This is a genomic window from Allobosea sp. LjRoot90 (genome assembly GCF_964254315.1).
Taxonomy (GTDB): Bacteria; Pseudomonadota; Alphaproteobacteria; order Rhizobiales; family Beijerinckiaceae; genus Allobosea.
Map to the genome: position 1 here is coordinate 154,073 of NZ_CAXUTF020000002.1, position 18,698 is coordinate 172,770.

15 protein-coding genes are annotated in these 18,698 nt (G+C 67.0%); 11 read left to right on the forward strand and 4 right to left on the reverse strand.

The window, feature by feature from the left end; translation table 11 throughout:
• Positions 1-204: 204 nt before the first annotated feature.
• Both ACSQ3M_RS07520 and ACSQ3M_RS07525 read left to right on the forward strand, forming a co-directional pair.
• Positions 205-3,192 carry an ATP-binding protein gene (locus ACSQ3M_RS07520; protein ID WP_436149450.1) on the forward strand — a complete coding sequence of 996 codons (2,988 nt, stop codon included), beginning with the start codon at positions 205-207 and terminating at the stop codon, positions 3,190-3,192.
• Positions 3,193-3,396: 204 nt separating this feature from the next.
• Positions 3,397-5,109, forward strand: coding sequence for a GGDEF domain-containing protein (locus ACSQ3M_RS07525; protein WP_436149451.1), 1,713 nt, complete (start codon positions 3,397-3,399; stop codon positions 5,107-5,109).
• A 27-nt stretch (positions 5,110-5,136) separates the two neighbouring features.
• Here ACSQ3M_RS07525 and mgtE read toward each other — a convergent pair whose 3' ends face one another.
• Positions 5,137-6,519 (reverse strand): magnesium transporter, encoded by a 1,383-nt coding sequence (mgtE, locus tag ACSQ3M_RS07530; RefSeq protein WP_436149452.1) that lies wholly within the window; start codon positions 6,517-6,519, stop codon positions 5,137-5,139.
• Positions 6,520-6,862: 343 nt separating this feature from the next.
• Between mgtE and ACSQ3M_RS07535 the strand changes: the two genes are divergently transcribed.
• The 9 genes from ACSQ3M_RS07535 (at position 6,863) to ACSQ3M_RS07575 (ending at position 15,229) form a co-directional block, all read left to right on the forward strand.
• Positions 6,863-8,020: an acyl-CoA dehydrogenase family protein gene (locus ACSQ3M_RS07535; protein ID WP_436149453.1), complete on the forward strand. Its 1,158-nt coding sequence runs from the start codon at positions 6,863-6,865 to the stop codon at positions 8,018-8,020.
• Positions 8,021-8,088: 68 nt separating this feature from the next.
• Positions 8,089-8,751 carry a glutathione S-transferase family protein gene (locus ACSQ3M_RS07540; RefSeq protein WP_436149454.1) on the forward strand — a complete coding sequence of 221 codons (663 nt, stop codon included), beginning with the start codon at positions 8,089-8,091 and terminating at the stop codon, positions 8,749-8,751.
• Positions 8,752-8,835: 84 nt separating this feature from the next.
• Positions 8,836-9,777 carry a DMT family transporter gene (locus tag ACSQ3M_RS07545; RefSeq protein ID WP_436149455.1) on the forward strand — a complete coding sequence of 314 codons (942 nt, stop codon included), beginning with the start codon at positions 8,836-8,838 and terminating at the stop codon, positions 9,775-9,777.
• Positions 9,778-10,007: 230 nt separating this feature from the next.
• Positions 10,008-10,997 carry a LysR family transcriptional regulator gene (locus ACSQ3M_RS07550; RefSeq protein ID WP_436149456.1) on the forward strand — a complete coding sequence of 330 codons (990 nt, stop codon included), beginning with the start codon at positions 10,008-10,010 and terminating at the stop codon, positions 10,995-10,997.
• Positions 10,997-11,515 carry a tripartite tricarboxylate transporter TctB family protein gene (locus tag ACSQ3M_RS07555; RefSeq protein ID WP_436149457.1) on the forward strand — a complete coding sequence of 173 codons (519 nt, stop codon included), beginning with the start codon at positions 10,997-10,999 and terminating at the stop codon, positions 11,513-11,515. Before ACSQ3M_RS07550 ends, ACSQ3M_RS07555 begins: the two co-directional genes overlap by 1 nt.
• Positions 11,516-11,518: 3 nt before the next feature.
• Entirely contained in the window at positions 11,519-13,021 is a 1,503-nt protein-coding gene (locus ACSQ3M_RS07560; protein WP_436149458.1) for a tripartite tricarboxylate transporter permease, read from the forward strand.
• A 61-nt stretch (positions 13,022-13,082) separates the two neighbouring features.
• On the forward strand, positions 13,083-14,054 hold the full coding sequence (locus tag ACSQ3M_RS07565; RefSeq protein WP_436149459.1) for a tripartite tricarboxylate transporter substrate-binding protein: 972 nt from the start codon (positions 13,083-13,085) through the stop codon (positions 14,052-14,054).
• Between the two features lie 80 nt (positions 14,055-14,134).
• Entirely contained in the window at positions 14,135-14,680 is a 546-nt protein-coding gene (locus ACSQ3M_RS07570; RefSeq protein ID WP_436149460.1) for an ureidoglycolate lyase, read from the forward strand.
• A gap of 102 nt (positions 14,681-14,782) precedes the next feature.
• Positions 14,783-15,229 carry a DUF1236 domain-containing protein gene (locus ACSQ3M_RS07575; protein ID WP_436149461.1) on the forward strand — a complete coding sequence of 149 codons (447 nt, stop codon included), beginning with the start codon at positions 14,783-14,785 and terminating at the stop codon, positions 15,227-15,229.
• A gap of 97 nt (positions 15,230-15,326) precedes the next feature.
• Here ACSQ3M_RS07575 and upp read toward each other — a convergent pair whose 3' ends face one another.
• From upp to ACSQ3M_RS07590, 3 genes are all read right to left on the reverse strand, one after another.
• The gene (upp, locus tag ACSQ3M_RS07580) at positions 15,327-15,968 is read right to left on the reverse strand and encodes a uracil phosphoribosyltransferase (RefSeq protein WP_436149462.1); all 642 of its coding nucleotides are present in this window, start codon (positions 15,966-15,968) and stop codon (positions 15,327-15,329) included.
• A gap of 158 nt (positions 15,969-16,126) precedes the next feature.
• Positions 16,127-17,344, reverse strand: coding sequence for a DUF1688 family protein (locus ACSQ3M_RS07585; protein ID WP_436149463.1), 1,218 nt, complete (start codon positions 17,342-17,344; stop codon positions 16,127-16,129).
• Positions 17,345-17,351: 7 nt separating this feature from the next.
• Positions 17,352-18,614 carry a GTP cyclohydrolase II gene (locus ACSQ3M_RS07590; RefSeq protein ID WP_436149464.1) on the reverse strand — a complete coding sequence of 421 codons (1,263 nt, stop codon included), beginning with the start codon at positions 18,612-18,614 and terminating at the stop codon, positions 17,352-17,354.
• Between the last annotated feature and the right edge of the window lie 84 nt (positions 18,615-18,698).

Sequence of the window (18,698 nt, forward strand, 5' to 3'; positions counted from 1 at the left end):
CCTTAATTGTGCACTGCAATATCATTATTGCAGTGCAATGACAACGCCGCCACCGGCCAGGGCAGCGGCGCCATATTAACGCTGTTTGGAAACGTCGGGGGAGAGGCAGTGTTCCCGCATGGATTCACCGTCCTCGCGCGGTTATTAAAGATTTGTTAGGCATATTCGCGCGGGCTGGGTCACCAGCAGGTTGAACGGAACGGGATGAGCGAATCCGTGCAGGATTGGAACGGCCTTGCCGACGTGCTGGCGCAGGATCCCGCACTTGCTGAATTCGCCAGCAAGGGCGCGCTGCTGCTCTGGCCGGCCGATGGTGATGCGCCGGCTTTCACCAATGCGGGCGGCCGGGCGCTCCTCGACGCTTTCGGCGGAGCTGCGAAGCTGCCGGCGGCAACACGCGAGCGCCTGCGCCTGCTTGCCGGCGGGCTCGCCTCACGCAACGGGCTCAGGCTCGAACGACTGCGGCTCGGCGCTGCGCTGACCGGACTCGTGACCTGCGCCTGCAAGCTCGTCGAAACCGGCGCGGGCCCGGCGCTCGCGCTCGGCGTCAGCGCCTCCGACCTGCGCCGTCTGGGCATCACCGTGCCGCAGGAGGAGCAGCGCGCTCTGGCGGCGCCCACAGCCTCGCCCTCCCCGGAGACGATCGCCGCGATAGCCGATCCCCAAGCCGAATCACCCGGGCAGCCGCGACGTGCCAACCTGCGCTTCCTGTGGGAAAGCGACCTCGATGGGACGCTGGTCAGCCTGTCCGGGGACTTCGCCGAGCTCGTCGGTCAACAGATCGCGAGCACGACTCAAGGGCGCGACTGGCCTGCTTTGCTCGCCACCGATGTTCACGACGTCGAGGGTGATCTGGCGGCGCGCCTTGCGACCTCGTCGACCTGGAGCGGCCGCGCCGTGCTGTGGCGTGTTGGTCCAAGCGAAGGCGCCCGCGTCGAGCTCTCTGGCTTTCCGCTGTTCGACAGTGAGCGCAATCCCGCCGGCTTCCGCGGCTTCGGCCTGATTCGCACGACGGCCAACGAGGCTTTCCCTGAGCGGGAGGCTCCGATAGTGGCGCTCGTCCCGGTCGCGCCGGAAGCCGATGCCCCGGAGACGGACCTCCCGGAGACGGCAGTCGCGGAAGACCCCGCGCCTGAACAGGTTTCGGACGAGGTTATCGAGGCAGCCCCAGCTGAGGCGGCCCAAACCGTTTCCAGCGAGGACAAGACTGAAGAGGCCGCGCCAGTCGACGCGCCTGCAGAGGCAGAGATCCAGGACGCGACAGCCGAATCGGCGGAGGCGAATACCGAAGCTCCGACGGCGCGAGCCGACGATGGCGACGCCGCGCCGGAAGCCGACGAGCCGCCGCAATCGCCCCCTCCGGCGCCGCGGGCCAATGTCGTGCCGCTGCGCAATGGCCATCTGGCGGCCGTGCGCCCGGTCCTCGAACCGTCCAAGACCTTGTTGTCCTCGGCCGAGAGAAACGCCTTCCGCGAGATCGCCAAGGCGCTCGGCGCCCGCATCGCGGGCGAAGAAGACGTGCCCGGCGAACCGCGCCTGCCAGTCGCCGCCCCGTTGCGCATTCGTGCCAAGGACGCCGATGAGCCGCAGACGGACGCTCCTGCGACGACCGCTCCGCCGCCAGCCGCCGCACCCGAACAGCGGCCGCGCGTCGCGAATGCCCATGCCGAGATCCTCGACCGCCTGCCGATCGCGGTGCTGGTCAACCGGGACGAGGCCGCGCTCTATGCCAATCGCACCTTGCTCGATCTGCTCGATTACGCCGATCTCGATGATCTCACTGCAGCTGGTGGCGTCAGCCAGCTGATCAAGGGCGCGAGCCACAGCAGCGACGGCGCGATGATCCTGGTCGACCGCAAGGGCGGGCTGATCAGCGTCGACGGCCGGCTCTCCAGCGTGAGCTGGCAGGGCGAACCCGCAACGCTGATGGCGTTCCGCAACAGCGTGCCGGGTGGCGATCTCAAGATGCTGTCGCCCGAGGAGGCCGAGGAGCAGGAGCTCGCGGCCGAGTTCGAGGCCGAGGAGGAAGAGGCCGCCTCGCGGGTGGCTCAGCTCAGGCTGGAAGGTCAGGCAAGCGACGCCCGCGTCGCCGAGCTTTCAGCGATGCTCGACACGGCGACCGACGGGGTCGTCACCGTCGATGGGCGCGGCCGCATCCTCTCGCTCAACAAGAGCGCCGAAGCGCTGTTCGGCTACGATCAGCGCGAGGTCGCCGGCGAGCTCTTCACCCTGCTGTTCGCGCCGGAGAGCCATTCGCCAGCGCTTGACTATCTCGACGGGCTGATCGGCGGCGGCGTTGCCTCGCTGATGAACGATGGCCGCGAGGTCATCGGCCGCGTGCGCCAGGGCGGGCGCATCCCGCTGTTCATGACCATGGGCCGGATTGCCGAGAAGCCGGACAGCAAGTTCTGTGCGGTCCTGCGCGACATTACCGCCTGGAAGAAGACCGAGGGCGAGCTGGTCGAGGCGCGCAAGACGGCCGAGAAGGCGAGCGCGCAGAAATCCGACGTGCTCGCCAAGATCAGCCACGAGATCCGGACGCCGCTCAACGCGATCATCGGGTTCGCCGAGGTCATGGCGGAGGAGCGCTTCGGGCCGATCGCGAACGAGCGCTACAAGGAATACCTGCGCGATATCCACCTGTCGGGCGGCTACGTCATCAGCCTGGTCAACGACCTGCTCGATCTCGCCAAGATCGAGGCCGGCAAGCTCGACCTCGACTTCGGCAGCGTCAACCTCAACGAGATCGCGCTCTCGGCGGTCAACCTGCTGCAGCCGGAAGCCCAGCGCGGACGCGTCGTGCTGCGCTCGGGGCTGGCGCCGAAGCTGCCACCGGTCGTCGCCGACGAGCGCTCGCTGCGCCAGATCGTGATCAACCTGCTCTCCAATGCGGTGAAGTTCACCGATGCCGGCGGGCAGGTGATCGTCTCGACCGCGCTCGGCGACCAGGGCGAGGCGATCCTGCGGGTGCGCGACACCGGCATCGGCATGGACGATGACGAGATCAAGCTGGCTCTGGAGCCGTTCCGGCAGGTGCCGACGACCCGCAAATCCGGCGGCACCGGCCTCGGCCTGCCATTGACCAAAGCGCTGGTCGAAGCCAACCGGGCGGCGCTGACCATCACCAGCGTCAAGAAGGAAGGCACGCTGGTCGAAGTCACCTTCCCGCCGCAGCGGGTGCTGGCGAGCTGAGCAGACTCGGCCAAGCAAGGCATGCGCCGTATCGCCGGTACCGGCGCTGCCGCAGCGGAATCTTAAGGAAAGCGCTGCACATCTTCCGGAGTGCCGTGCGCAGCTGCGCAACTCCGATGACCAGATGCTCTGTCTGTACGGCACCGCGACGCAGACGCGCTTTTTGGCGGCCGGCGAGCGCCGAAGCCCCTTCCGGTAACGCCCATGTCGAAGCATCGCAGTCTCAGCTACCGGTTCTGGGCGGCCCTCGCGGTGATCCTCGGCTGCTCCGTGGTTCTCGGCGCGATCCTGATCTCGACCTATTACCGGGAACTCCAGGCGACACGGCTCAGCGAGACACGGCTCGAGCGGTTCCAGCTGGTCATGCGCGCCGTGAACCATCTCTCGGCCGAGCGCGGCCCGGTCAACAGCGTGCTCGGCGAGGAACCGAAGGCCGACAGCCCCTCGCGCAGGCGCCTGACCACGTTCAGGGCGAACACCGACGCGGCACTGGACCGGCTATCGCCGATTGCCGGCTTTTCGCAGCAGCTGGCCGAGACAAGGCGCTCGCTGACCGAGGCCCGCCAACTGATCGACGCCCTCGACAGGCAGCCCTTGCGGGCGCGCAGGCCGCAGGACTTCCACAAAATCGTCCTGACGATGTTCGGCGTCGTCGACACGGCGCAGGCGCTGGTCGATGCCGCGATCAGCGATTTCAACACCGCCGAATCGGATCATCTGATCGGCACCGCGCTGGTCGCCCGGATGCTGAGCGACATCCGCGAGCAGGTCGGGCGCATGGGCTCCAACTTCGTCGCCTCGATCGCGGCGCGCACGCCGATCGGCCCCGAGCACCGCTCGGCACATGATATCGCCTATGGTCGCGTGCTCGGCTTCTGGCAGCTGGTCGAACAGCAGACCGGCACGAACACCGACCCGCAGATCGCGGCGACGCGACGCGCCGTGGTCGAGGACTTCTTCGGCAAGGGCATGGCGATCTATCGCGATATCCTCGCCGCGGGCCAGGACGGCAATTACGGCTTCGACACGATCACCTTCACCAACCAGATCGTGCCGACCTTCGCCTCGCTGGAACGGCTGCGCGACATGTATCTCGATTTCGCCATGGCGAAGGTAAAGGCCGATGGCGAGCATGCGCGCCGGCTCCTGATCATCATCAGCGCCATCGCTCTGGTCGCTCTGCTTCTCGAACTCGTTCTCGTGATCGCCAGCCAGACATTGCTGTTCCGCCCGCTGCTGTCGGCGCGCGACGCCGTCATGGCCCTGGCCGCCGGCAAGACCGGCGGATCCTTTGCGACGGGCAGCGCACGCGGTGAAATCGGCAGCCTCTTCAAGGCGCTCGACAGATTGCGCGGCAAGCTGATCGAGCGTGACGCCCTCGACCGGGAAAAGCTCAAGCTGACGGCCCAGCTGCGGCAGTTGGCGGAAACGGACGGATTGACCGGGATTCTCAACCGCGGCGCCCTGGAACAGCGCGCCGCGAGCATGCTGGCTGCGCGATCCGAGCAGCAACCGCTGCCATTGATCCTGCTCGACATCGACCATTTCAAGCGGATCAACGACAATTACGGCCATATCGCCGGCGACGAGGTGCTGAAGGAAACCGCCCGCCGGCTGCAGGCGGCCCTGCGGCCGGCAGATGTCATCGCCCGTTTCGGCGGCGAGGAGTTCGCCATCCTGCTGGCCGATCCCACAGCTCGGCCGGACCAGATCGCCGAGCGTCTGCGCAGCGCCTTCCTCGCCGCGCCCTTCACGCTCGATACCGGCGCGACCCTGAACGTCACCGCCAGCTTCGGCGTCGCCGCGATGGCGCCTGCCGGCGGCAGTTGGCCCGATCTCGTCGAGGCGGCGGATCAGGCGCTTTACGAAGCCAAGGCAGCCGGCCGCAACCGGGTGGTCGCGCGCACGGCCGCCTGAGCAGCGCCTGCAGCCCGGCGGGGCGCGCTATAGCAGCGTGCCGCTCAGGATCATCAGGGCGATGCTGAAATAGATCGCCAGGCCGGAGACGTCGACCAGCGTCGCGACGAAGGGCGCCGAGGCGCTGGCCGGGTCGAAGCCGAGCCGCGTCATGATGAAGGGCAGCATCGAGCCGGTCAGCGAGCCGAAGGTGACGATGCCGAGCAGGGCCGCGCCGACCGTCGCCGCGACCAGCGGCCAATGCTCCCCGTAGTCGTAGAAGCCGAGCTTCTGCCAGGCCACCACCCGGACGAAGCCGATCGCGCCGAGGATGGCGCCGAGCGTCAGCCCGGTCGGCACTTCGCGCAATGCCACGCGCCACCAGTCGCCCAGGGTGAGCTCGCGCAGCGCAAGAGCCCGGATGATCAGCGAGGTCGCTTGCGAACCGGAATTGCCGCCCGAGCTCATGATCAGCGGGATGAACAGGGTGAGCACGATCGCCTTCTCGAGCGCACCCTCATAGTGCTGCAGAACGGACGCGGTCAGCATCTCGCCGACGAGCAGGATGCTGAGCCAGCCGGCCCGCTTCCTGATCATCTTGAAGAAACCGATCTGGCTGTAGGGCTCGCCGAGCGCTTCCATGCCGCCGAGCTTCTGGACGTCCTCGGTGGTCTCGTCGACCATCGCGTCGATGACGTCGTCGACGGTGACGATGCCGAGGATATGCCTGTTATCGTCGACCACCGGCACGGCCAGCAGGTTATACTTGGCGATCAGCCGCGCCACATCCTCGCGGTCGGTCAGAGGCGAGACGCTGATCGGATCGCGCCGGGCTGCCGCCGAGCCGACCAGGGCCTCGGGCTCGCCGGAGATCAGGCGACGCAGCGCGACGGCCTGCTGCAGCGTATCGGCCTCGGGGTCGAGGACATAGATCGCGTAGACGGTCTCGCGGGTGCGCTCGACGGTGCGCACATGCTCGAGCGTCCGCGCAACCGTCCAATGGGCGGGAACGCTGACGAACTCGGTGGTCATGATAGCGCCAGCGCTGTGCTCGGGATAGGCGAGCAGCGAGGCGAGCGCGGCCTTGGTTTCACGGTCGAGCCGCGCGACGAAGCGATGCCGCTCCGGCTCGGAGAGGTCGTTGCGGAAGATGCCGGCGATCCGGTCGGACGACATGCCCTGGATCAGGGCGATGGCGCGATCGAGCGGCAGCGCCTTCAGGATGGCGCCAGGCTCGTTGAGTTCGGGCTGGTCGAGCACGTCGACCGCCCGTCCGTTGGGGAGATTGAGCAGGACTTCTGCGGCATAGGTTGGCGCGTGCTCGTTGAGCGTCTCGACGATGTCGGCGACGTGAGTGCGCGCCAGCGTTGCGGCCAGGATTCCGGCCGGGAGATCGATGGTGGGCAGGACTTCGGTGATAGCGGCGTTCATGGCTCGCTTCCTTCGGTTTGGCCGTCGAACGGCCAAACCGGGGCGAGCCTGCCGGTTAAGGATCAGGCGCCCGGGCGGACCGAGGACGGCAAGGACTGTCGACTGGGACTGTCGCTTGGCATGGGGTTCTTGGGTTCCTGTGGAGTCGCCGGCTCGGGTCAGAGCGCGGGCCAGCGAACGAACGGGCAGATGCGCCTCGCGGCTGGCGCCGTCAAGTCAAAATTCCATAAGGAGAACGAGCGCCAGCGAGCGCACGACCGGGCTGGCGAAGCCGCGCATTGGCTCGCCTCGCACCAGCTTCTAAGCTGACGCCCAAGAGCCTCAACCGAGCGAGCCAGCCGCCATGCAGTTTTCCCTGACCGAGGAGGAAGAGCTCATCCGCGAGAGCGCGCGCAAGCTCGCCACCGAACGGCTGGCTCCTTTGGCCGAGCGGCTCGACCGCGGCGAGGGCCGCACCGAGTTCCTCGCCAATCTGAAGCTGCTCGCCGAGAACGGCTTCATGGCGCTCAACATCCAGGCCGGGTTCGGCGGCACGGAAGCCGGCACCGTCGCCTTTGCGCTTACGCTCGAGGAACTGGCGGCGGCCTGCGCCTCGACGGCCGTCACCACCTCGGTCACCAACATGGTCGGCGAGGTCATCCAGGCGGTCGGCACCTCCCGGCAGCAGGCCGACCATCTGCCCAAGCTCGCCGACGGCCGCTATCCGGCCGGCGCCTTCTGCCTGACCGAGGCCGGAGCGGGCTCCGACCCCGCCGGCATGAAGCTGCGCGCCCGGCGCGACGGCGATGCTTACGTTCTCGACGGCGAGAAGATCTTCATTACCTCAGGCGAGTACGCCGGGCTCTTCGTGGTCTGGGGCGTGACCAATCCCGATGTGCCCAAAGGCAAGGGCATCTCGGTCTTTTTGGTGCCGGCCGACACGCCCGGCGTCAGCGTCGGCAAGGCCGAAAAGAAGATGGGCCAGACCGGCTCGGCGACGAACACCATCCATTTCGACGGCGCACGCATCCCGGCTGCCAATCTGATGGGCAAGGAGAATGATGGCTTCCGGGTCGCGGTCGGCGAACTCGCCGGTGGGCGCATCGGCGTCGCCGCCGTTTCGCTCGGCATCGCCCGCGCCGCAATGGACGCCGCCAAGTCCTATGCCCGCGAGCGCAAGCAGTTCGGCCAGGCCCTCACCGAGTTCCAGGGCCTGCAATGGCTGATCGCCGATCGCGAGGTCGACCTGCATGCGTCGCGCCTGCTGATCCTCGATGCAGCCGCGAAGAAGGATCGTGGCGAACCCTTCGCGAGGGAAGCCTCGATGGCAAAGCTTTTTGCCTCGGAAGCAGCACATCGCTGCACAGACGCGGCGATCCAGATCCATGGCGGCGCCGGCTATTGCAGCGACTTCCCGGTGGAGCGCTATGCCCGCGATGCCCGCATCACCCGGATCTACGAGGGCACCTCCGAGATCCAGCGCCTGATCATCGCCCGCGAGACCTTGCGTCAGCTCGGTTGAGCTTCGTAGAATATTCTTCTCCGCATCTACTGGATTCGGAGTCCCTCCCGCCTGCCGGAATCCTGCCCATGTCCCTGACCATCTATGGCTGCTATCGCTCGCGTGCGACGCGCAATGTCTGGCTCGCCAACGAGCTCGGCATCACCTTCAAGCATGTGCCGGTGATCCAGGTCTATCGCGTTGCAGATCCCACCGCGCCGGACGCACCGATCCACACGCGCAGCGCCGAGTTCATGGCGGTCAATCCGAACGGCCATGTTCCGTCGATCGACGATGACGGCTTCGTCCTGCACGAATCGCTGGCGATCAATCTCTACCTCGCCCGCAAGCATGGCGGCCCGGTCGCGCCGAAGGACGTAAAGGAAGAAGGGCTCGCGGCGATGTGGTCGCTCTGGGCCGCGACCGAATGCGAGACGCAGGCGCTGAACCTGACCTATCACCTCGCCGCCTATCCGCCGGAGAAGCGCGATCCCGCCATCGTCGCCACCGCTCTCGCCGCCCTTCCCGCTCCCTTTGCGGTGCTCGATAAGGCGCTGGCCGAGGGCGGGGGCTTTGTGATGGGCGGACGCTTCACCGTCGCCGATATCAATGTCGCCGAGGTCATCCGTTATGCCAAGCCGGCGACGCAGCTCTTCGACGCGGCGCCGAACGTCAAGGCCTGGCTCGACGCCTGCCATGCCCGGCCCGCCTTCAAGGCGATGTGGGCGGCGCGCGAGGCGGAACCGGCGTAAGACGATTGCTGAAATCGGGTGGCCGGGCCCCGCCCGGCTGCCTACTGACGCAGGATGACCCGCCCTGCGAGGACAGCTTCCGTCATGACACAACAGACCTCCGCTCCCTCGCTGCGCATGGGCCCGACAGAATGGCTCCTGCTCGTTGCCCTCTCGATCCTGTGGGGCGGCTCGTTCTTCTTCAACAAGCTCACCGTGGCGGAGTGGCCGCCCTTCGCCGTCGTGCAGGTGCGCGTCGGGCTGGCGGCGCTGTCGCTGCTCCTCTTGGTGCGGATCACCGGGCAGTCCATGGCGGTGGGGCGCAGCATCTGGCTTGCCTTCTTCGGCATGGGCATCCTCAACAATCTGATCCCGTTCAGCCTGTTCCTGTGGGGCCAGCAGCAGATCGCGAGCGGCCTCGCCTCTATCCTGAACGCGACCACGCCGATCTTCGCCGTGCTGGTGATGCACTGCTTCGGCAATGAGAGGGCGACCGGGCTGAAGCTCGGCGGCGTGCTGGCCGGCCTTGTCGGCGTCGGTATCCTGATGGGGCCCGACGTGCTCGGAGGGCTCGGCTCCAATCTGACTGCCCAGCTCGCCTGCGTCCTCGCGGCAGTCTCCTATGCCTTCTCCGGCCTGTTCGGACGCCGCTTCCGCGGCCTGCCGCCACTCGTCGCCGCGACCGGCCAGCTCAGCGCCTCGACGGTGATGATCGTTCCGATCGTCTTCTTCCTGCATCCGCCCTGGACGCTGCCGGTCCCGTCGCAGCAGGCCGTCCTCGCGGCGATCGGTCTCGCGCTGATTTCGACGGCGCTGGCCTACATCATCTTCTTCCGCATCATGCGCACCGCGGGACCAAGCAATGTCATGCTGGTGACCTTCCTGATCCCGGTCAGCGCCATCCTGCTCGGCTCCGGCCTCCTCGGCGAGGAGCTGCTGCCGCGCCATTTTGCCGGCATGGCGGCGATCTTCCTCGGATTGGCGCTGATCGACGGGCGCGTGGCCGGGCTGTGGAGCGGCAGGCGAGCCAGCGCACCGGCGCCTTGACCGGGCGCGGCCGGGCGCCTTAAGTCTCAATAAATCAATCGGTTCTGTGCTTCCGAAGCGTGTGGCGGCTTTCGTTCCTGTGGAACGCAGGCACACTGCGGCGAGCTTTGTTGCCAAAAAATTATGAATTGCTCTAGGGTCGCAAAACTGGCGATAGGCGCTAAAGGGCATAACTGAAACAACTGGACGATATCACAAAAAACGATACGCCAGAGGGGAGCGCAACAACCATGGATCTGCGGCAGCTGCGATGCTTCATCGCGGTGGCGGAAGAGCTGCACTTCGGCAGGGCTGCCGAGCGGCTCGGCCTCGCACCACCAGCACTTTCACGTCAGATCAGCGCGCTCGAGGACGAGCTTGGCGTTAGCCTCCTGACCCGAACCACGCGCCAGGTCGCGCTCACCCGTGCCGGGCTCATCATGCTGGAAGAGGCCAAGGCCATCCTGGTCCGGATGGAGCGGGCCTCCCGCTCGGTGCGCGAGGCCTCGTTGGCTTCCAGCAAGGTGCTGCGGGTCGGCGCGATCGACGCCGCATCGTCGAGCTTCGTGCCGGAAGCGCTGGTGACGTTCCGCTCGCGCCATCCCGGCATCGAGATCAAGTTCGTCGAGGCGATGACGGCGCCGCTGGTGCAAATGCTGGAGGCCGGCAAGCTCGACCTCGCTCTGCTGCGCCCGCCGCGCAAGCCGACCGACTGCGCCTTCGAGATCCTGCGCGTCGAGCGGCCCATCGTGGTGCTCAGCGAGAGCCATCCGCTCGCCGCCCGCGAGCATCTGACCATGCAGGATCTGGTCGGTGAGCCCTTCGTCGTGCCGTCGAAGCGCATCCGCCCCTTCGCCTATGACCTCGTCATGGCCTATTTCGAGAGCGTTGGCGCGGTCCCCAACGTCACCATCGAGGCGACTGAGAAGCCGGCGATGATGTCGGCGGTCGCGGCCGGGCTCGGCATGGCGCTGGCGCCGGACTGGGTCTCGCGGCTGAGCTTTCCCGGCGTCACCATGCGGCGCCTGCGCGGCGCGCTGCTCGACCCGCCGCCGCCCGGCGCGCTGGTCGGCGTCGCCTGGCGACCGCATCAGAAGCTGGCCGCGCGCGACGATTTCCTCGCCATCCTGCGCGAGAGCGTGACCCTGATCGACGACGGCAACGTTCTGCCGTTCAGCGTAACCGGGCGCGGCAGGAAGTCTGCTCCGCGCACTGCAACCACCCGAGCCGGAGGACATTGATGAGTCTGAACAAGATCGAGGCCGCGCAGGGTTGGCGCATCCGCTCGACGCAGGATTTCGCGGGCGGCCTGTTCATGATCGCGCTGGCGGCGCTGGCGCTGTTCCTGGCGCGCGACCTGCCGCTCGGTACGTTGCGCCAGATCGGCCCGGGCATGCTGCCCAAGTCGATCGCGGTGATCTGCGCCGCGCTCGGTGCGCTGCTGAGCCTGAACGCGATGCGCTACAAGGGCGAAAAGCTCAGTGGCTGGTCCTGGCGCGGCGTCTTCTTCGTGCTGGGCGCGGCCGTGGTCTTCGGCCTGACGATCCGCGGCTTCGAGATCGGCCCGCTCAAGGTGCCGCAGCTCGGCATGCTGGTGTCCGGGCCATTGGTCGTGTTCATCGCCGGGCTCGCCGCCGATGACGTGAGGATCAAGGAGCTTCTCATCTTCGCCGTGGCGATGACGACTGCCTGCGCCCTCCTGTTCAAATACGCGCTGAGCCTGCCTATCCCGCTCGCGCCCTGGCTGCTGGGAATCTGACCGATGTCTGAAATGTTCGCCCATCTCGGGCTCGGCTTCGGTGTCGCGCTCACCCTCCAGAACATCGCGCTCTGCTTCGTCGGCTGCCTCGTCGGCACGCTGGTCGGCGTCCTGCCCGGCGTCGGGCCGATCGCCACGATCGCCATGCTGCTGCCGATCACCTTCGGGCTCGATCCGGTCGGCGCGCTGATCATGCTGGCCGGCATCTACTACGGCGCCCAGTACGGCGGCTCGACCACGGCGATCCTGGTCAACATTCCCGGCGAGGCCACCTCCGTGGTGACGACGCTCGACGGGCACCAGATGGCCAGGCAGGGCCGCGCCGGCGTCGCGCTCGGCACCGCCGCGCTCGCCTCTTTCTTCGCCGGCTGCGTCGCCACCGTCGTCATCGCGGCGCTGGGCGCGCCGCTGACCAAGCTGGCGCTGCTCTTCGGGCCGGCCGAGTATTTCTCGCTGATGGTGATGGGCCTGTGCTTTGCCGTCGTGCTGGCGCGCGGCTCGATCCTCAAGGCCTTCTGCATGATCATGCTCGGCCTGCTGCTCTCGACCGTCGGCACCGATCTCGAGACCGGCCAGGAACGCATGACCTTCGGCTTCCCGCCGCTCTCCGACGGCATCGACTTCGCCGTGCTGGCGATGGGCGTGTTCGGCTTCGCCGAGGTGCTGCGCAACCTGGAGAACCCGGAGGCGCGCGACGTCGTCCGCGCCAAGATCGGCCGGCTCCTGCCGGGCTGGAGCGACATCAAGCAGGCGGCCATGCCGGTCGTTCGCGGCACCGGCATCGGCGCGATCCTCGGCATCCTGCCCGGCAATGGCGCCGTGCTCGGCCCCTTCGCCAGCTATACTGTGGAGAAGAAGATTGCCAAGGACCCGTCGCGCTTCGGCAAGGGCGCGATCGAGGGTGTCGCCGGACCGGAGGCGGCCAACAACGCCGGGGCCCAGACCGCCTTCATCCCGCTGCTCACGCTCGGCATCCCGCCGAATGCGGTGATGGCGCTGATGGTCGGCGCCATGACCATCCATGGCATCATCCCCGGCCCGCAGGTGATGACCAAGAACCCCGACCTGTTCTGGGGCATGATCGCCTCGATGTGGATCGGCAACCTGATGCTGCTGGTGATCAACCTGCCGCTGGTCGGGCTCTGGGTGAAGCTGCTGCAGGTGCCCTACCGCCTGATGTTCCCGGCGATCCTGATCTTCTGCTCGATCGGCATCTACTCGGTGAACAACCAGCCGGTCGACGTCGCCTTCACCGCGCTGTTCGGCCTGTTCGGCTACATTCTGATCAAGCTCGGCTTCGAGCCCGCCCCGATGCTGCTTGGCTTCGTGCTCGGCAAGCTGATGGAAGAGAAGCTGCGCCAGGCGCTGATCATCTCGCGCGGCTCGTTCATGACCTTCCTCGAGCGGCCGATCTCGGCCGGCCTGCTGCTGGTCGCCGTCGCGATCCTCGTCATCGCGCTGCTGCCGGCGATGTCGAAGAAACGCGAAGAGGTCTTCACCGAATGAGGGGGTTGTCGCCCAACCCCGTTGCACCATCTTCAGGATATCGCGTCAGGGAGGATTACCTATGAAAAAGCTCGCCCTCAGTCTCACCGCAGCGCTCGCCTTGGCGCTGCCGGCTCAGGCCCAGTCCAAGTACCCCGAGCGGCCGATCACCATGATCGTGCCCTTCGCTGCCGGCGGCCCGACCGACATCATCGCCCGCATCGTCGGCGAGAACATGTCGAAGACCCTCGGCCAGCAGGTCGTGGTCGAAAACGTCGCCGGCGCCGGCGGCACCACCGGCATCACCCGCGCGCTGACGGCGACGCCGGACGGCTACACCATCGCGATGGGCCATCTCGGCACCTTCTCGGCGGCGCCAGCCACCTATCCCGGTCTGAAATACGACCCGATCAACGGCATGCAGACGATCGGGCTCGCCGGCGGAACGCCGATTCTGATCGTCGCGAAGAAGAACTTCGAGCCGAAGGACCTGAAGGAGTTCGTCGCCTATGTGAAGACGAACACCGACAAGGTGAACGAGGCCCATGCCGGCGTCGGCTCGGTGTCGTGGACGACCTGCACCCTGCTCAAGGGCCAGCTCGGCGTGCCGAAGCTGAACTCGGTCGCCTATCGCGGCACCGGCCCGGCACTGAACGATCTCGTCTCCGGCCAGATCGACTTCATGTGCGACCAGATCGTCAGCGTCGCCGAGCAGGTCAAGGCCGGCACGATCAAGGCCTATGCCGTCGCCTCGGCGCAGCGCTCGCCGGCCCTGCCCGACGTGCCGACCACCAAGGAAGCCGGGCTGCCGGAATACCAGATCGAGGCCTGGAACGGCATTGCCGCGCCGAAGGGCATGCCGAAGGAAGCCGTCGACAAGCTCGTCGACGCGCTCGGCAAGGCTCTCAATGACGAGGGCGTCAAGAAGCGCCTGCTCGATCTCGGCACCGTGCTGCCTACGGCCGAAGAGCGCACGCCCGCCGGCTTCGCCGCCCTGATCAAGCGCGACGCCGACAAGCTCTCGCCGGTGCTCGCCGCCGCGCCGAAGCAGTAAGCGCCGGACGGTAGCCATCTGTGGACGGCGGGCCCCAAGCCCGCCGTTTTCTTTTGCGCGGCACGCTCTACGATGCCGGTATGCGCCGCATCGTCCTGCCCGTCTCGCCACTCACCGCCGAAGCCTTCGCTCCTTATGGCCATGTCCTGACCCCCGCGGGAGGACGCGACACCGGCCGCGAGGGCTACGACATCTGGATCCAGCCCTTCGCCGCCGAGAGCCGGCCGCGGCTGCAGATCGTGCGCTATCATGCGCGGCCCTTCGCCGTCGCCCTGATCGAGCGGCACCTGCACGTCACCGAGGCGCGCCAGCCGCTCGGCGGTCCTCCGGCGATCATCGTGGTCGCCGAGCCGTCCGAGATATCACCGGCACCGGAGGCGCTCCGGGCGTTTCGGCTCGATGGCGAGGGCGTGCTGTTCCACCGCGGCACATGGCACGCGATCGACGCCTATCCGGAGACCGGAAGTCACGCCGATTTCCTGTTCCTGTCGGAGGAAGCGACCGTAAGCGAGTTGTTCGACCACCCCGAACGAACGCCCGAGCGTACGCAGGTTCATGATTTTCGAGCCGCCGGCATCGAGCTCGTGATCGAGACCAACCCTCTGACGAGACACACGAACCTCTAGCGGACGTTCACGATCGTTCACAGCTCGTGACCACGCTGGCGGAACCATGAGCCGCGCTTCCCGTTCTTCCTGCCGAGGTTTCCACTCTGGAAGGAGAACGACATGTTCAAGAAACTTGCTCTGGTTACGGCCCTCGCCATCGTTCCGGCTGCGGCCTTCGCCCAGAATCCCGACGGCGCCCAGGGCGGTGCCGCGAGCGGCATCGTTGGCGGCGCGACGGCTGGTGCTGTCGGTGGCGCCATCGTCGGCGGCCCGGTCGGTGCAGTGGTCGGCGGTGTCGGCGGCGCGGTGGTCGGCGGCGTGACCGGCGGGATCATCGGCGACAACACCCCGCGCTTCCGCACCTATGTGGTCGAGCAGCGCGTCCCGTCCTACACCTATGCCGAGCCTGTAGCCGTCGGCACCGTGCTGCCACAGCAGGGCGTGGTCTATCGCGAGGTGCCGTCTGAGTTCGGCGAGCGCGCCAGCGGCTATCGCTACACCGTGGTGAACAACCGCGCCGTGCTGGTCGAGCCACAGAGCCGCCGCATCGTCCAGATCATCGAGTGATCGCAGGTCGATCCGCTTGCCACTCGCGCCATCACGGCCTGAGTGACCATCCGGATCGCAAGGCCTGCCCCGGCAACGGGGCGGGCTTTTTTGCGTGTCAGCGCGTGCCGAACATGCGATCGCCGGCGTCGCCGAGGCCGGGCACGATGTAGCCGTGGTCATTGAGGCGCTCATCGATCGCCGCCGTCCAGATGCGCACATCGGGATGGGAATCGCGCAAGCGGGCGATTCCTTCAGGCGCCGCGAGCAAGCAGACGAAGCGCAGATCCTTGGCGCCGCGCTCCTTCAGCCGGTCGACCGCCGCCACCGCCGAGTTCGCCGTCGCCAGCATCGGGTCCATCACCACGATCATGCGGTCGGCGATGTCGGAAGGCGCCTTGAAGTAGTACTCGACCGCCTGCAGCGTCTGCGGGTCGCGATAGAGGCCGATATGGGCGACGCGGGCGGCCGGGACGAGTTCCAGCATGCCGTCGAGGAAGCCGACGCCGGCGCGCAGGATCGGCGCGAAGACCAGCTTCTTGCCGGAAATGATCGGCTGCATCGACTTCTGCAGCGGCGTCTCGATCTCGATCAGCTCGGTCGGCAGGTCGCGCGTAACCTCGTAGCAGAGCAGCATGCCGATCTCGTTGAGGAGCTGGCGGAAGCTCTTGGTCGAGCGGTCCTTCTCGCGCATCAGCGTCAGCTTGTGCTGCACCAGCGGGTGATCGACGACGGTGACGCCGTTCGCGCTCGTGGTCATGTAGCCCTGATCCCCTTCGTGTTCTTTTGGTTGCTAGAGCCGGATGACTTCAGATGGAGCCGCCCTGCGGCCCCATCTGAAGTCTGAATCCGTCTCTCATCAATATGTTAGAGCAGGATTCATGCGAAAAACCGGTTCCCACTTTTTCGCATCCTGCTCTAGAATACCGTGCCGTCGCTGACGATGGTCAAGGGCGGACCGCCGCCCTCACGCTTCTCGCGCGCGATCCGGCGGCCGGCTGCCCAGGTGCCACCCTCCAGCACCTTGGCGAGCGGCAACTGCTCGGCGCTCATACCGAGCTCAGCGCGCACCAGTTCGCCGAGCTTGTCGAGCAGCGCAACCGTCAGCGCCCGCCATTCGACGACGAGCTGCGAGCCGACCTCGTGGCCGCGCACGGCATCGGCCGGGTCCTTGAGCGCGAGCACGCCGAGATCGAGCAGGAGCCCGCCATTGCGGTATTCCGGCAAGCCAGTGAGATCGTCGATGCCGACGACGTGGATACCAGCCCATTGCAGCGGCTCGATCAGCGAATAGCTCAGCCATTGCGAGAGCTTGTGGAAGGGCACGATGCCGGCCGTCACCTCTCCCGGCGCGATCAACGGATGCTTCCAGCTGTCGCCGAGCGCGATGCCGGCATAGCTCAAGCGCGAGGGCCAGATGCCACCGAGCACCTCCAGTACCTGCGAGAGGATAAAGGCGGCACGGATCGAGCGCCCCTCGGCCGCCTCCATCAGTCGGTCAAACAGGTCGCCGGGCCGCGTCAGCCCGTGTTTCTCCAGCTCCTCGCCGAGCCGGTTGAGCAGCGCGGCGCGGCCCCCCAGCCCTACGAGCGGATTGCCTTCCGAGACCTGGAAGCCAGCAGCCAACGCCGCAGCGTCGAGATGCCTGAGCACCTCGCTGTCGACGCGCAATGGCTGCGCCGGATCGCCGGAGAAGGCGCCGGCGGCGAACATGTCGAGCGAGGCCAGCGCCAGTCCTTCCGAGCGCGCGATGCTCTGGCCGGTCACCGCATCGCGATAATGCCAGTCGGCGCCGGCGCCGGCATCGAGCAGGACGCTGACGACAGCGAGATCATAGGCGGCACGGCCCCTGGCCCGCGCATCGGCGAACTGGGCGCCGGCATCCAACACCTTCCAGCGATCCATGCCGGCGATGACGAAATGGCGCCAGCGGGCATGGAAGGGGATGTCGAGCGCGGGGTAGTTCTGGCGGATCGTCTCCAGCACATAGGCCGTGCAGGCCGGCAGGCGCTCTGGATGGACGTCGAAATGCGTCAACCTGCCGGCAAGGCCGAGCTGCAGCATCTCATGCGCGCGCTCACGGACAGCAGCCGGCTTGAGCAGCAGGCGAACGGCTTCGGGATTGGAGTCAGGCATAGGCGGATCAGAACTTCTCGAGGTCGCGGCCGACAGTGGCCTTGAGTGCGTTATCGCCAGGCGCGCCATCGGGCGAGTAATAGCCCGCCGCCTTCTTCGCCTCGATTTCGACCGAGGCATCCGGCGGGACTAGTTCAGGCGGGATCGCGACGCGTTCGCCGATCTCGATACCGCTCTCGACTATGGCGTCGTATTTCATGTTCGACATCGACATCAGCCGGTCGATCTTCTTCACACCGAGCCAATGCAGCACGTCCGGCATCAACTGCTGGAAGCGGGCATCCTGCACGCCGGCGACGCATTCGGTGCGCTCGAAATAGGTCGCAGCGGAGTCGCCGCCCTCCTGGCGCTTGCGGGCGTTGTAGACGAGGAACTTGGTGACCTCGCCGAGCGCCCTGCCCTCCTTGCGATTGTAGACGATCAGGCCGACGCCGCCTGCCTGCGCTTCCTTCACCGCTTCCTCGATGCCGTGCACGAGATAGGGTCGGCAGGTGCAGATGTCGGAGCCGAACACGTCCGAGCCGTTGCACTCGTCATGGACGCGGCAGGCGAGCGTCTTCCTGGGATCGCAAATCGCCGAGACCTCGCCGATGACATAGGCGGTGATCGAGCCGATCGGTGGCAGGAAGACCTTGAGGTCGGGCCGCGTCACCAGCTCCGGATACATGCCGCCGGTCTGCTCGAACAGCGTGCGGCGCAATTCGTTTTCGCTGGTGGCGAAGCGCTCGGCGATCCCCGGCAGGTGCCAGACCGGATCGACCGCGATCTTGGTGACGCTGATGTCGCCGGAGCCGTGCAGGATGGCGCCATCAGCCGCCAGCCGGTGGCCGGCCATGGCGGCGAGGATCTCGGGCAGGTTGAGCCGCGCCTTGGTGACCGCGATGGTCGGGCGGATGTCGATGCCCTCGCCGATCAGCTTGCCGAAGTCCTGCGCGACGCGATGGCCAAACGGATCGAGCGAGACGATCCTGCCCGGATCGAACCATTGCGGCTGCGGCAGGATGTCGGAGGTCGGGTAGGTGTTGGTCAGGTCCGGCCGCTGCGCCGGGTTCATGGCGCGGGCGGAGATGGCGAGCGCGCGATAGACCGAATAGGAGCCGCCATGGGCGCCGATGCAGTTGCGGTCCCCCGGCGCCGTGGTCGAGGCGATGACCGGGCCGCGTTCCTCCGGCGTGCCGGCGCCCCACTGGATCGGGAAGCGGGTCGAGGCGTTGCCGGGCTCGGGATGCGAGGTCAGGCGGATATGGGTGGTGCGGTTCTGCGAATTCATCGCGGCGATCGCTCGATCTGTCGGGCATGGTCTGGTCGCAAAAGCGCTCGCCGCTCCTGCGTGAACATGCCCAAACGGGAAAGG